Origin of the sequence: Enterococcus sp. AZ071 (assembly GCF_050499065.1) — a bacterium.
GTDB classification, from domain to species: Bacteria; Bacillota; Bacilli; order Lactobacillales; family Enterococcaceae; genus Enterococcus_A; species Enterococcus_A ferrettii.
Map to the genome: position 1 here is coordinate 2,318,212 of NZ_JBIPAS010000001.1, position 14,934 is coordinate 2,333,145.

At 38.6% G+C, this 14,934-nt stretch carries 14 protein-coding genes; 2 read left to right on the top strand and 12 right to left on the bottom strand.

Annotation, left to right across the window (positions count from 1 at the left end; translation table 11 throughout):
* Positions 1–13: 13 nt before the first annotated feature.
* The 5 genes from mutS to IGI49_RS11545 form a co-directional block, all read right to left on the bottom strand.
* Complete coding sequence (gene mutS / locus IGI49_RS11525) at positions 14–2,569, bottom strand: DNA mismatch repair protein MutS (protein ID WP_429964583.1); 2,556 nt, start codon at positions 2,567–2,569, stop codon at positions 14–16.
* Complete coding sequence (locus IGI49_RS11530; RefSeq protein ID WP_207701609.1) at positions 2,569–2,931, bottom strand: YlbF family regulator; 363 nt, start codon at positions 2,929–2,931, stop codon at positions 2,569–2,571. Before IGI49_RS11530 ends, mutS begins: the two co-directional genes overlap by 1 nt.
* A gap of 13 nt (positions 2,932–2,944) precedes the next feature.
* Positions 2,945–3,739, bottom strand: a complete 795-nt coding sequence (locus IGI49_RS11535; protein WP_429964584.1) for a TIGR00282 family metallophosphoesterase — start codon at positions 3,737–3,739, stop codon at positions 2,945–2,947.
* A gap of 170 nt (positions 3,740–3,909) precedes the next feature.
* Positions 3,910–5,406, bottom strand: a complete 1,497-nt coding sequence (locus IGI49_RS11540) for a DUF805 domain-containing protein (RefSeq protein WP_429964585.1) — start codon at positions 5,404–5,406, stop codon at positions 3,910–3,912.
* Between the two features lie 438 nt (positions 5,407–5,844).
* Positions 5,845–6,624: a Cof-type HAD-IIB family hydrolase gene (locus IGI49_RS11545; protein WP_429964586.1), complete on the bottom strand. Its 780-nt coding sequence runs from the start codon at positions 6,622–6,624 to the stop codon at positions 5,845–5,847.
* 377 nt (positions 6,625–7,001) lie between these two features.
* Between IGI49_RS11545 and rpsD the strand changes: the two genes are divergently transcribed.
* Together rpsD and IGI49_RS11555 are read left to right on the top strand one after the other, a co-directional pair.
* Complete coding sequence (rpsD, locus tag IGI49_RS11550; RefSeq protein ID WP_429964587.1) at positions 7,002–7,613, top strand: 30S ribosomal protein S4; 612 nt, start codon at positions 7,002–7,004, stop codon at positions 7,611–7,613.
* 503 nt (positions 7,614–8,116) lie between these two features.
* Positions 8,117–8,659: a biotin transporter BioY gene (locus IGI49_RS11555; protein ID WP_207701576.1), complete on the top strand. Its 543-nt coding sequence runs from the start codon at positions 8,117–8,119 to the stop codon at positions 8,657–8,659.
* A gap of 36 nt (positions 8,660–8,695) precedes the next feature.
* Here IGI49_RS11555 and IGI49_RS11560 read toward each other — a convergent pair whose 3' ends face one another.
* From IGI49_RS11560 to IGI49_RS11590, 7 genes are all read right to left on the bottom strand, one after another.
* On the bottom strand, positions 8,696–9,481 hold the full coding sequence (locus tag IGI49_RS11560; protein WP_429964588.1) for an SAM-dependent methyltransferase: 786 nt from the start codon (positions 9,479–9,481) through the stop codon (positions 8,696–8,698).
* Between the two features lie 136 nt (positions 9,482–9,617).
* Complete coding sequence (locus IGI49_RS11565) at positions 9,618–10,832, bottom strand: ABC transporter permease (RefSeq protein WP_429964589.1); 1,215 nt, start codon at positions 10,830–10,832, stop codon at positions 9,618–9,620.
* Complete coding sequence (locus IGI49_RS11570; protein WP_207701579.1) at positions 10,822–11,508, bottom strand: ABC transporter ATP-binding protein; 687 nt, start codon at positions 11,506–11,508, stop codon at positions 10,822–10,824. Before IGI49_RS11570 ends, IGI49_RS11565 begins: the two co-directional genes overlap by 11 nt.
* Positions 11,505–12,326 carry an efflux RND transporter periplasmic adaptor subunit gene (locus IGI49_RS11575; protein ID WP_429964590.1) on the bottom strand — a complete coding sequence of 274 codons (822 nt, stop codon included), beginning with the start codon at positions 12,324–12,326 and terminating at the stop codon, positions 11,505–11,507. The genes IGI49_RS11570 and IGI49_RS11575 overlap by 4 nt, the downstream gene beginning before the upstream one ends.
* Positions 12,327–12,447: 121 nt before the next feature.
* Complete coding sequence (locus IGI49_RS11580) at positions 12,448–13,218, bottom strand: hypothetical protein (protein WP_429964591.1); 771 nt, start codon at positions 13,216–13,218, stop codon at positions 12,448–12,450.
* A gap of 459 nt (positions 13,219–13,677) precedes the next feature.
* Positions 13,678–14,280: a CPBP family intramembrane glutamic endopeptidase gene (locus IGI49_RS11585; protein ID WP_429964592.1), complete on the bottom strand. Its 603-nt coding sequence runs from the start codon at positions 14,278–14,280 to the stop codon at positions 13,678–13,680.
* A 45-nt stretch (positions 14,281–14,325) separates the two neighbouring features.
* On the bottom strand, positions 14,326–14,511 hold the full coding sequence (locus IGI49_RS11590; RefSeq protein WP_429964593.1) for a hypothetical protein: 186 nt from the start codon (positions 14,509–14,511) through the stop codon (positions 14,326–14,328).
* Positions 14,512–14,934: the final 423 nt, after the last annotated feature.

Below are 14,934 nucleotides of genomic sequence, written 5' to 3' on the forward strand. Positions count from 1 at the left end.
CTCTCCTCGTTAATTAAATATATTTTTGCAACTCATATAACAAGTTTAGTGCATCCATTGGAGTCATTTCTAGTAAATTGATTTTCTTCAAACGATCAATTACTCCTAACTCGGCTGTTGAAACTTCATTAAACAAGGACAATTGCTCATTATCTTCTTTGACTATTTCAGCCTGAGGTGCCGGACTATCTGATTCTAGTGCGGTTAGAATAGTAGCTGCTCGTGAAAGTAAATCCGTTGGCATACCCGCAATCTTCGCTACATGAATCCCATAACTTTTATCTGCTGGACCGTCCATTAATTTATGCAAAAAGACCACTTCGCCATTTTGCTCAACAGCACCAACATGAACATTTTTAAGTTCTGGCAACTGTTCTTCCAACACTGTTAACTCATGATAGTGAGTGGAGAATAGAGTTTTAGCTTTTACGGTTTTATGAATGTATTCAATAATCGCTTGAGCTAAGGCCATTCCATCATAAGTAGCTGTTCCTCGTCCTAATTCATCAAAGAGAATTAAGCTGTTTGGTGTCGCGTGGCGCAGGGCTTGGTTGGCTTCCATCATTTCTACCATAAAAGTAGATTGTCCCGCAATTAAATCATCACTAGCACCTATCCGGGTAAAGATTTGATCAAAAACCGGCATTTCAGCACTTTCAGCCGGCACAAAGCATCCCATTTGAGTCATAATAACCATTAAAGCTAATTGACGCATGTAAGTGCTTTTTCCTGACATATTAGGCCCAGTAATTAACAAAATCATTTCATCTGAATTCATGTGAACACTATTAGGAATATATTCCTGATGTCCTAAAACCTTCTCCACAACTGGATGTCGACCTTCTTTGATTTGCAGATCATGACTATTAGCTTTAATCTCGGGTTGGATGTATTGATAGCGTTCACTGACTGTGGCAAAACTCTGCAGTACATCTGTGGAACTTAAGCTTTTTGCCAGCTTCTGCAATCGAGTGATAGCTTTCTTCACTTCATCCCGTACAGAAAGAAATAGGTTGTACTCTAGAGCGACCGATTTTTCTTCTGCCTCCAAAATCAAAGTTTCTAATTTTTTTAATTCTGGAGTGACAAAGCGTTCCGCATTAGTTAAGGTTTGTTTACGCTCGTACTTGCCTTCTTCCAAATTCGCCAAGTTCGCTTTAGTAATTTCTATATAATATCCAAATACACGATTATAGCCAACCTTCAAAGTCTTAATGCCGGTTGCTGCTCGTTCTCTTGCTTCTAACTCTGCCAGCCAAGTCTTCCCGTTCCTCATCGCTTCGCGGTATTCATCCAGCTGTTCATTGTAACCATCTTTAATAACGTTACCTTCTGTTATTTGCAGCGGAGCATCTTCATTAATTGCTAAATCAATTAATTCAACAAGGTCGTTCATGGGTTCCATGTCAACTAATAGATCGTTCCATTCCCCTTGATTGATTCCTTGCAGCAGTTCCCGAATGCGCGGAACCTGAGCCAGTGACGTTTTCAGTTGGATTAAGTCACGACCGTTGACATTCCCAAAGGCAACTCGGCCAGCCAAACGCTCCAGATCATAGACTCTCGTCAAAGTTTCATTCAAATCCATTCGCTCAAAGTAGGCGTTCAGCAAAGAAGAAACCATTCTTTGGCGAGCCTGGATTTGTCGCTTTTGGATCAGTGGACGATCAATCCATTGCTTTAATAACCGGCCACCCATTGCGGTTTTAGTTTCATCCAGCAACCATAGTAAAGTTCCTTGTTTTTTTCCGGTTCGAATAGAACGAGTCAGCTCCAAGTTGGTTTTCGAAAAATAATCCAGCTTTAAGAAATGCTCCGGCTGGTATTCTTCAGCCTTTTGAATATGTCCTAAGCTACGTTTTTGCGTGACTGCTAAATAAGTTAACAGTTTACCTGTTGCTTCTCTTTCTAAAGGGTGCTCAATGTCAGTTGTTAAAAAACTAAACTCCGCATTGTCTTCAATTGTTTCTTGGATTGAGAAGACTAACCCTAAACGTTCACCTAAATTCTTTTGCAGTTCGGAAGGAATTTCACTTCCTAAAATCAATTCTTTGGTTTGCAAAGCTGTAGCTTCATTCATCACTGCCTCTTCATCCTGAAGCAGAGCAGTTTTTAACTCCCCGGTTGAAAGATCGGCGTAGGCAAAACCAAATTGTTGTCCGGATTGAACAACAGCTGTTAAGAAGTTATTGGCCTTAGCATCAATTCCCTTGCCTTCCATCAAAGTTCCTGGTGTAATTAGTTGAACTACTTCTCGTTTCACCATACCTTTGGCTTCTTTAGGATCTTCCATCTGTTCACAAATCGCAACCTTGTAGCCTTGTTCCACCAGAGTATCGATATAGCCTTGAGCCGAGTGATGCGGAACCCCACACATTGGGATTGGATCATCCGCATTGCGATTACGACTTGTTAAGGTCAGCTCTAATAACTGAGCTACCTGAACCGCGTCTTCGTAAAACAATTCATAAAAATCGCCTAAGCGATAAAATAAGAAAGCATCTTTATATTGATTCTTGATGGCTAAATATTGCTCCATCATAGGGGTGTTTTTGGTTTTCTGAGGCATCATTGTTCCTCCTCTAGTGCTTGATTAATTTCGGTTTGAATCATTGATGTTAGATGATGCAATAGATCATTTGCTTCTCCTAATTGTTCACGATAAGCTGTTACTAACGGATGCTGATTTAACTGATTAGTTAAGGTATCTGCCTTTTTCAACGCTTCTTTTTCAGCAAGTGGTTTGCCATAATGAGCAAACTGCACAGCATCCTTTTGTGCTTGCTGAATTTCTTCTTGTAACGTATGTAAAGACGTATTCTCGTCTATCCGACCTTTAATCGTCTGATAGCGTTGAATCACGTCGTTTTCAGCTAAGAGCTCTGTTACATTGTTTAATTCTTTTTTAATTTCAGTTTCGTTTTCTAAAATGGTGAATCACTCCTTATTCACGAAACGGACGATCCTCACTAATCTGAACTGCTTCAATCTTTTGGGCTAATCCTTGTTTGTCCAGATCGATTACACAAGCAGACAGCAGTGAACGTCCACTTTCTATTACTTCAAAACGCTGCGGCAAAGCTGTTAAGAATTTCTCCATCACAGGCTCTTTTCTCATTCCTAAGATACCATCGTAGGGGCCGGTCATACCTACATCAGTCAAATAAGCAGTCCCCTTAGGCAAAATGCGCGAGTCATTGGTTTGAACATGAGTGTGAGTCCCCACAACCGCTGATACCCGACCATCTAAATACCACCCCATGGCTTGTTTTTCACTGGTTGTTTCCCCATGAAAATCAACAAAAATAAACGGTGTACGTAATCGAGCCTCAGCAATCAGCTGGTCAGCCTTGCGGAATGGATCATCCAAATCTACCATAAATGAACGAGCCTGCAAATTAATGATCGCAATTTCTTCATTATTTATTTTGACGAAGACCATTCCTTGTCCTGCAGTTCCTTCTGGAAAATTCGCTGGCCGCACCATTTTTTTTGCATCTTGAATAAAATCAAAGATTGCTTTATTGTCCCAGGTATGATTGCCCATCGTGACAATGTCTACACCATCTTGCAAAAAGCCTTTATAAATCTTCTCAGTAATCCCGCGACCAGCAGCTGCATTTTCACCGTTAACAATGGTCAATTGCGGATGATATTTCTTTTTTAACCGCGGCAAATAATCACTGATCATCTTTCGACCTAACGAGCCAACAACATCCCCTACAAATAATAACCGCACACTTTTTCCCCTTCTCTAGTTAACATCTTGTACTATTATAGTAGTTTTTTTGCAGAATTGCGAATCTATCTTGACATACAGAACCGATATTTTATTTCTAATTTTCGAAAGATAGTTCAGTCTTAAAAAAGAAGAACTAGAACCCTATAATAGAATTCTAGCTCCTTCACTTATTCTACATTTGTTTCTGTTAAAGTAATTCGTTCATCGATTTTCCGGTTGGTTGTGTGCTTTTTATTGGATTGTACCGTAACGGATACTACAAAATGCAGAACTAAGAGTAATACAGGCCATAGAACAAAAGTGCATAACGTTGGAAATAAATTGCTTGCAAGGTCTGCAAAAAACGGTGAAGTATAAAGTTGACTCATACATTTTGCACCAAATCCGTAAATAGCTGTGTGGAACTCACCTACTGCATACATTGCTCCGTAGAATGTTATCCAGATCAATTTGAAAAATGATAAAGTGTATTCGAAATTTCTAGTAATGTTACTTTTCAAAAGCATTTGATACGTTTTCTTATCCAAAAATAAAACGACTAGAGTAATGATCAATGAAAATGTCGCGTTACCAATATACATGGATACTAAGCCTAGACAAGCGCAAAATAAAACAATCTGCTCTGTCGAAATTTGAAAAGACCGGAAACTACCTACAATATTTAACACTAATTGCAGCAGAAACAGCAGTAAAGCACTCGCATAGGTTATCAAGGCTACGAAAAAACAGATATCCGCACTGATATCATCCATTCCTCCAAAACCAATTCCTAAAAAAATAGCACTCAAACAAAAGAAAATAGCATAAAATGCTGCATTTAAATAGCGCCCCATTTCCAATCTCCTTGATATTTCAACTAGTACTCCCGATTTCTTTTTAGTTCGAATACCCGAACCTTCCGCCGTTTTTTTCTTTTGGGCAGAATGAAATTGAGTTTTCGGTTTTACTTTTTTTTCTAACTCCATTTTTTTCAATGACTCTTCTGGTTTTATTGGTTCCACCTGCTTTACTGATTTTTTTTTTGCTATTTTCTCCAAACTGATATTATCCGGTTTAGCACGCTTTTCCCTAAAGAAAAAGCGTGCTGCTGAGTTGTTGCTAGCAGTTGCTAACTGATTGGTTGGTAGTAATGTAAAGACAATCAAAATTAAAGTTAAACAGCCGTTAAGTAGCATACAAAGACCGATAATCAGTTCTCCTTGTGAGGACATTCCAATGATTGTTTTTTGAAGATGCAGTGCGTATTGCAAAACCAATAACAAAACAATCGTTATATAATAGGCAGCAAATCCTCGTCCCCTCAGTCCCACATCTCGCATCCTGCGGCACAACAATGCCATCGAGGGCAGGAATAACCCCAGCCAGATTAAACAGTAAAATACAATAATCGGCAGTACACGTAAAAGCGAGGTTAGGATTTCTTTGTTAAGTGTCCTTTGATCGAGATAGCCGTATCTAAAAAGCATTGCTGCATCCCACATGACTGGAATATCAGCTTGAAATAGAATCGCGAAAAAAATCAGATGGAAAAATCCGATTACTAGCTTCACCCACCAATACCCTGCTCTGGTAGAATGCCCTTTAAAATCAGCATATCCCTGGAAATAATCCATTAGCGCTCGGATAAAATTCACTTGACCTGGTTTTTGGTTTATTTTACGCATTTTTCTCACCCTTTCTTGATTGCACTCGTTTAACTTGCTCTTTATCCGTATAACAAAAATAGCTGCTTTAGTTAAAAATGGTAGCACTGCAACTGTTTAGCCATCTTCTAAGTAGCAAAAGAGGCTTTTATCGTTCCATAGCAACTATCGTTTGTAATCTTTTTCTCATTATTCTAATCAAAATTAAGAAATCGTTTTTGCTGCCCAAAACCAAAAACACATTTTTAATCTATTGTATATAATAACAATAAAATTAAACTCAGATAGATTAAAAAGAATAAAGACATTATTAGAAAAACCTTTTATAAACACACTTAATATGCTATCAGCTATGAGTTTTTTTTACAAGCTTTTATAGACAAAGAACGTTTTAAATAACACTTATTTAAATAAAATGCAAAAAAAAAACCGGCCATCAGCCGGTCTAACCTATTTTTTTTAGTGTACCAATTCTAATTTTCGTAAAGCGTTGTAAATACCATCATGATCATTTGTATCTGTTACAAGATTCGCTGCTTTCTGTACGTGAGCAGCTGCATTCCCCATTGCAACACCGGTACCTGCTAAACGCAACATTTCAACATCGTTATTCCCGTCACCAAAAGTGATTACATTTTCAGCTTTAATACCTACTTTTTGAGCTAAGGCTGAAATAGTTTGTGCTTTAGACCCGTAACGTGGAACGATATCTACACTGTTTGAGTGCCAACGAACAAAGCGAAATTCTGGAAAAGCTGTTGAAAATTCCTCATCCATTGTAGTGTCAAAAAAGGCACAGCCTTGATAAACTTCATGGCGACTCAAAAAATTTGGTGAGAAATTAGGCATCATACCACCGAAAGAACTCATAGCGTCTGCAACTAATGGGACATCAAAATCTGTCACTCGACCAATTGAATCTAAACTAAACAAAGAAATATCTTTCTTGCGTTCTTTAGCAAATTCGATTAATCGAACTAATGCTTCACGATCCAAAAGGTGCCTGTAAATCTGCTCATGATCTAAAAATGCAGCTGATCCATTGCATACGATGTAGTTGGTACAGCCCAGCTGATGAATTACCTCTCCAGCCAATAAACGTGAACGCCCAGTTGCTATAATAACCAAGTGTCCTGCTTTACGAAGAGTTTTTAACGCCCTCATCGTGCTTTCCAACGGTTTTCTTTGACTGTTTAACAATGTACCATCAATGTCTAGTGCAATTAGTTTTCTTTCCATTCCACTTCTCCATATTATGTATTTGCCTTCTATTAGTAACTACGCATGTATGCCTATTCTAGTGAAAGTTTGTGAAATATGCAAAGTAATTTGGTGAAAAAGCAATGAAAACCTAAAATTGTTACGGAATTTTAAAAAGATACTTAGGGATAACGCCTTAATTCTGACTTGACTTACCTTATTAAAATCAGTTATACTGAATTTTGTGTAAAATAATGCAGCAGAAAAATAATAGCCCGTCACCAGTTCGTTGCCTTAAATAGGTTCAATTGCGTAACCGCGGCTGCAAAGGTGAAGATTGAAGAACGAACTACACGGATGTGAATTTTTCAACGGATTATTTTACTCCAAATATAATTTATTGGAGGAATTTTTAAATGTCTCGTTATACAGGACCATCATGGAAACAATCTCGTCGTCTTGGTATTTCTCTATCAGGAACAGGCAAAGAATTAGCACGTCGCCCATATGCACCAGGTCAACATGGACCAAACAGCCGTGGAAAAAAATCTGAATACGGCTTGCAAATGGCTGAAAAACAAAAACTACGTTTCACTTATGGGTTAAATGAACGTCAATTCCGTAACATGTTCGTACGCGCTAGCAAAATCAAAGAAGGTAAACACGGTGTTAACTTCATGATCTTACTAGAACGTCGTTTGGACAATGTTGTTTATCGTTTAGGTTTGGCTTCAACTCGTCGCCAAGCTCGTCAATTAGTTAACCACGGCCACGTAATGGTTGATGGCAAACGTGTTGACATCCCTTCATACGAAGTAGAAGTTGGTCAAGTAATCTCTATCCGTGAAAAATCTCGCAACATGGTTACTGTTAAGGCTGCTGTTGAATCAGCTTTAGGCCGTCCATCTTTCGTAAGCTTTGATGATGAAAAATTAGAAGGTTCATTAACTCGTTTACCAGAACGTGACGAATTGAACCCAGATATCGACGAAGCTCTAGTCGTTGAATACTACAACAAATTACTGTAAGATTTTTACAGTTTGCTCAAAACTCTTTGTGGGTTTTGAGCTTTTTTATTTTCTAAAAAAATCAACTCTTTTCTGTTAATGCTATTTCTTCATTGTGATTTGCTGTGTAGCGGTCTACGGTACCCCTAGATAAATACTGACTAACTCTATCTGTTCTGCTAAAGCCTCGTTATGAATTAATCCATATACCATTGTACTCATCATTTTAACTTTCTCCAACATCGCAAAGTTTTGAAAGAGATTATCCCTCATTGCATGTTCTCAGCTTTTACCAGTGAGTTTATTTAAAATATTTTCAAGCACAATTTTCTGATAATTGTTCCTTCAGTTTTGAACATACATTACACCAATTGTGTTTAAATACTTACTGATTTTAACCGGTTGATTTTCCACGACAATTCTTTTTTTCAATTGTACCAAATTTTTCCTTTACATTTTGCCGAACCCTCGGTATACTTTCGTTAACCATAATAAGATTACAAGTTAACGAAAGAAGGTATATAATGAAATTATCTAGTCGTGAAATGGTTTTAGCTGGAATGTTCGCTGCTGCCATTGGAGTATTATCACAATTTACCATTCCGTTTGGTCCGATCCCCTTAACCTTGCAAACTTTTGCAGTCGGTTTTGTAGTCACAATATTGGGGAAGAAAACAGGAACCTTAGCTATTCTAATTTATTTGTTGATGGGTTTCATTGGGCTGCCGGTTTTTGCTGGGGGCAGCGCTGGAATTGGGGTAGTTTTTGGTCCTACTGGCGGCTTTTTAGTTGGATTCATTTTTAATGGATTGATTACTGGATGGATGATTGAAAAGACTTCTTCCAATTATTTCTGGTCAATTTTAGCGAATATTTTAGGAGCTTTCGTCACCTTATTTTTCGGGGCCTTATGGCTAAAATTTGGTGCCAGCATGTCTTGGCCTAGTGCTTTCTCTGTAGGAATGATTCCTTTCTTGATTCCAGGATTAATTAAGGCTGTGGCAGCCGGATACTTAGGCCACCTGATTTCTCAACGGCTACCTCGCTCATTTTCTTACTCCAAATAAATAGGATACGGCTATAATAGGCCGTATCCCATTTTTCTACTCTGCCTGCAGCAGCCATGTAGCTCCTACGACATCTGTTGCAATATCTTCTGTTTCATTCTCCTGACTTTGGACATAGGACATGAAAAGTTTTCGCTTCTCAGGTAATTTCCAGCTCAGTTCTTCGGCACGTTTTCGAATGGACCGATTGTTGCGATCATTCATTTCTTTTTCATTATCTGTATCAACAACCTGCATGGCTACCACCTTGAATCCTGCCTGTCGGAATGTCTCTTTCCATTGGACTAAAGTCAGGTATTCGTAGTTTTGGTAACGAATATTTTCAGCATTTCCAACTGAATATCCGTCGTCAATCAAAAGAAAGCCTTGATCCTTAATCACTCTTTTTAATTGTTGAAGCATGACTAATGGTTCACCGAGTACATCACCAACAGCACCAAAGACAGCTATGTCGTAGTCTCGCTCATTCTTCACTACTTCATTTAAATCGCCCACAGTGAATTCACAGCGGTCAGCTACTTGATACTCTGCTGCTTTCTCTTTCGCATCCTTAACAAACTCCGGCAACAAGTCAATCCCCTTTACCTGAAGATTCAAGGCCTCAGCTAAAGTAATCGCTACTGCACCTTTGCCACAGCCGAGGTCAATAACTTTTGTTTGAGGTGTGGTTCTAATATTCTCTTCGATTAAGGCTTGCATGATGCCCGGAACACTGCCCAACTCCCATAAATCCTGCAATAAATAGCCTAGATAAGGCAAGAGATCAGTTGTTTCAGCAGTTAACGAGCTGGCTAATTTTTCGTCTACATCCTGTTCTTTCATTTGTTTTTCCTCCAATTTTTTATTTTTTTGAAATTATTGCTGGAGGATCACGAGCTGCTGGTTAGTTGGGGGCTCGACAAAACATCCACTTCACCTTCCTTTTTTATTTTTAGTACAGCTTATCGGTTTCTTACATTTAACGCAACAAGGAAACAATATCTTTGCTGGCAGCGCTTTTCGCTGGAAGCCAACTGAAAATAATCCCAATTATCACTGACAAACCAAAGGCCAATAAAACAGTAAATAAATCTGGCTGAACACTTAACGGCGTGAACAAGCTGATTAAGTAAGAAAATACCATTCCTAATAGATACCCAATCGTTCCGCCAATTAAAGTTAAAGAAATCCCTTCTAATAAAAATTGCATCATAATATTGCCTTTTGTGCTCCCCATCGCTCGTCGAACGCCAATTTCTTTGGTCCGTTCTGAAACGGAGATATAAATCATGTTCATCACTCCGATACCGGAAATGAAGAGCGATATCCCGCCGACCACTGAAATTAGTAAAGTGATACTCGTTAGCAACGTACGCAATGTGTCTACCTGTCCGGCTAAATCCTGACTAGTATAGCTGCCTAAATCCTTTTGTGATCCGTACTTTTTCAACATTGTTTCTGTCTCTTTGGTCACCGTTTCTACATTAGCAGCAGGGGTCATTTTAACCTGTACCATCGATCGATCTTCTATATCAAAGTATTTTTGATACACATTTTCTGGTATTTCTGCCACCACGTTGTCTTCTTCAGTTGAGATAATACCATTGCTCTCTCGTTCCGGCATGATTCCTACTACTTCAAATAGATGTCCACCAATTTGAACAGACTGACCAATTAAGGCAGCTGGCTCTTCTTGATTAATCGCTTCAGCAGCTACTTCATCAATTACTACTACGGAATTTTCATTAATGTCGTCGCTAGCTTGAATCGCTCGCCCATAGAGAACCGCTGTTCCTTGATCCTTCAACAACTTGAAACAGCTCCAGCGTTTGTCATTCACTGCATCATCAATTGTCTGTTCACCATATTTCACTCCATTTCGCTGCCCCGTGTAATATGTTGCATTCTCTACACCGGGTAACGCTTCAATACGAGTGATATCTTCCTCTGTGAATCCGTCTAGATGATTTGCGGCAAAAGCTTCATCAGTTGGACTAAAGGTTAGCCCCACACTGCCGTCAAATTGATCCAATCCAATAAATTCAGAAGCATAATTTTCAAAAGCTCGCCCAATTGAAAAGACAGTAATTACAGCTGAGACGCCGATGACCAAACCGATCATTGTTAAAAAGCTGCGACGTTTATTTTTACCAATGGCTTTCAATGAGGTTTTCCATACTTCGCTAAACCGCATGGGCCACACCCTCTTCCAAAATTTCGCCGTCTTTTACAGTAATCACTCGCTGACAGTAAGCTGCGGCATCTGGATCGTGAGTTACCATTAAGATTGTTACTTTTTCCTCTTCATTCAGATGTTTAAATAAGTGCATAATTTCTTCAGAAGTATGGCTGTCTAAAGCACCCGTCGGTTCGTCCGCAACAATAAATTTCGGATTGCCGACAATCGCACGGGCAATCGCTACTCGCTGCTGTTGACCTCCTGAAAGCTGCTTTGGTAATTTATTGTATTTATCCGCAATCCCGACTTTTTTCAACGCCTCCATTACCAGTGGCTTAGTTTGTCGTGATTTCATCCCACCGTATAATAGAGGCAAGGCGACATTTTCCATAACTGTATTGTTTTCAATTAGTTGAAAAGCCTGAAAAACGAAACCTACCGACTTATTTCGTAAGGCTGATAATCGTTCATCTTTGTAGCGATAGGCATTTTCGTCATTAAAAGTATAACTTCCTTCAAAATCACCATCTAAAAAGCTGATAGTGTTAATCAAAGTGGACTTACCTGAGCCAGATGGACCCATAACAGCGACAAATTCGTGTTCATCAATCGTTAAAGAGATGTTTTTTAATACGTGGATTTTTTCTTGGTCAGCCGTGTAAAATTTGTTGATATCCTTCATGACAATCATTGAACAGTCACATCCATCCCATCCTTGATGTTGGTTGCATCCTTAACAATTTTTTCGTCGACATTGATCCCTGATTGCAAAATATAATAACCATTTCCCTTGACCGCTGTAATTGATTTCTCTACTGCCTTACCATCTTTCACACTATAAACACGGTAACTACCATCTTTTTCAACAACACTTTTTATTGGTAAATGCAATTCATTTCTCGGAATCAGCAATTCTACTGAATAACCCACTGGAATCGTTTCATCGGGAACTGCCGAGAAGTTATAAGTTACAATTGAAGTAGTCGTTTCATCAGAAGGTTCATTGTTAATTTCAGCAATATTCGTCACGCGTCCAGTTACAATACGATCATTGTTAGTACATTGAATTTCAATTGGCTCATTCAAAGCAACTTTTTCCTTATCGTATTCGGTAACTGTTCCCTTGATAGCTGATTCTTCGCTTTTTAAAACCATCAAAGATTGCTGAGGATCATTTTTAGCATCTTCATTAATAGAAGTGACAACAGAATCATATGCTGCTCGGATTTGTTCGCCCCATTCGTAAGTCACCAAAATTGTTCCTTTCAAGACGTGATCCCCTTCATTGACGTGAATAGTACGAACTTTCCCTTTATCTTCCGCAATCAGCACTGTTTGTTTTTTTGTTGGCTGAACTTGACCTTTTAAATGTAGAGGTGTTTGTTTTTCTACCTTGTACAGTTCAACATATTTAGTATCTTCATTGGCCTTTGCTTGCGTACTTTGATACAAAAAGAAACTGCTCCCTGCTAATAAAACAACACCTAATCCAATCAATAGTTTCTTCATTCTTATCCTCCTCTAATTTTCTGTTAAGAAAATTGTAAGATGAAATGTGATTCCATGCGTCATGCGCAAGTATAAGATTTTTGTAGGACTTTAGGAGGAGGCATTTATTTTGCTTAACTATCTAGCTAAAAAACATTTTTGCTGAATATTCTCTTGATCGTTGATCTCGAATTTCATGAATCTTTGCGGCGATTACTGTATCGCCAGCATGATAGTCTCGGTGGACCTCTGCCGAAAGAGTCAACAAATTCTGTTCATAATCCGTTCCGTTTTCTGACACAAATATTAAATGATGAATCGCCAAATTTCCGTTACTAGCTGGAATGCGCTGGTTATAGCGATTATTTTGTGCAAGATCTTCACCACTAATCTGACAATAAAAGCGGTCACGACAGGCAATTCTATAGGGGAGGCTAGCCATATGCCGCTTGGTGAACGTGGTCTTAGAATAATTACGGGAACAGCTGTCTTTGCAGAAAGAACGACGTCCCTTAGGCAAATCCGATCCACACCATTTGCAGCTATTAGAAGATTTCCGCAAATCACAATGGTTGTAGCCTAACGGTTCGCCAAATTGCTGCTCATAAGCTGCTAAGCTGAGCCAGCTCCGTTGAAATCCTGCATCCGTTTTTCGTAACTGACTACCTTGGCCTTTATACTGATATTTTTCTGGTAAAGTTTGTATCACGTTCATAAGCTGCTGTTTTTCAGATTTCGAAACTTGTTTGCTGACTATTAATTTTTGCAAAGTAGAGTCATTTATTTCGTAAACTGTCTGGCAACGAAAACAGAGACAGAGATTGCTTTGTCTGTTATTGCTCAAGAGAATGTCTAATCGACGTTGACAGTTTGGACAGTAGGCTCCAATCGGTTTGATTCGTTTATAGGTCATAATAGCTCCTTTACAATACAATTGATTCACGCTATTCTAGCATAAAATAAGATGGGAATGATTGATTTAACCTATGAAAAGTGACTACCATTTTTGTAATTCTTACCCCCCTTGCTGTAGAAAAGCTTGCAAACTAGTAAAAAGCATCGGATTTAGCTTTTTTCTATAAGACAGTCAATAACTGCTTCAGCTGTTGAGAAAATCCAGATTCAACTTTATTGCCGAGGCAATCGCGAAGCTTGTGATAAAAACAAAAAAATCATTACCTTTCTGCAAAATTACAAAATAGGAGAAACAATTATAGCTAGAGGAAATCAATAGCGAATTGCATCGTTAGCTGAACTTTTTAACCGAGAAATGTTTTACTATCTAGGGAAAACAGGTCCCTAATTTCTACTATCGAATTTCATAATAAAAACCCGCAGAAATCTTATCTGCGAGCCGGTTTGATGTTTTCCTTTACATTGCTGGTTGAAAATATTTCAGCTTGTTGGCTCTTTGAGCATAGCCTAACAGCAACAGGCTCAAAAGCGTTAAAATAATCGTACAAGAAAGTGATCCTTCTGCTCCAAATACACCACCGGTTATTAAGGTATTATTGCTAACAATGTTTGTTACGAAATACCCATCACTGGTAGTCCCGCTGACTGGAATTCCCATGATGGCTCCTTGTACCCAGTTCCACGTAATATGAACACCTACAGCCGTATAGATGCTGTTAGTCGCAAACATCGTTGCCCCCATAAAAATACCTGCCAGAAAAATATTAAGCAATGACAATACGGTAACTCCTGGATTAGCTAAATGCAACAAAGAAAAAATCGCAGCTGATAAAGCCAGTGCCTTAAAAGGACCAAATCGCAGGAAACGGTGCAGTAGAAAGCCCCGACACAAAAATTCTTCTGAAAAGCCAACCGCGATAAACATCAGAAAATCCAAAGCAATATCTTTAGTGGAGTAACTGCCAGTTTTCAATGAATAGGCGCCGGTTAAATATAGCGGAGCACATACAATCAGAAAAGCGATAATCCCAATTGCTAAACCTAGTAACAACTTAGGCATATCACTTTTTCTCCACTCAATCCCATAATCACTTAGCGATTCTCGTTAGATTTTGCTTGCTAGAAAAATACCTAAAATACAGATAGTAATCTGTACAAGCAAGCCAATCGTGTAGCGAATAAACACGTTAAAGTCTCCCAAAACACTTGTAACAAGACTGCTAAAAACCATGCCTCCAATAAAAAATATGAAAACGCTAAGGATAGCACCGATAGATTTTAAAATTTTCATTCGTACACTCCTTCATTTTTTACTATTTCTCATTGTAGCATGTTTTTAAGTCTACATCTTTTGTATTTTCAGGAAAAACATGAGAACAGCAGTGTTAATCTAGCTCTTGTTTCACCAGCTGCAATGCCCCATTCATCCCCTCATTTCAAGTATGCCCCACTTTACAATATATTCTTCAACTTTCCTAATTATCACGTATCCATTCAATATCTCAAAAATTGTTGATTAATTTTTGTCAGTAAGTATCTTCCGCATATCTTTTAGCAAAAAAAGGACTCATTTCTAGATGACTCTTGCCTTTAAAAACTTTTTGCTCAATTCTTACATTGCCACCAGTCCCTACCGTTAATATAGATACAACTTTAATTCACTTAACCTGCTCCTTACTCGATTCATCATAGACTGCATTACGGTAGTCAGCCA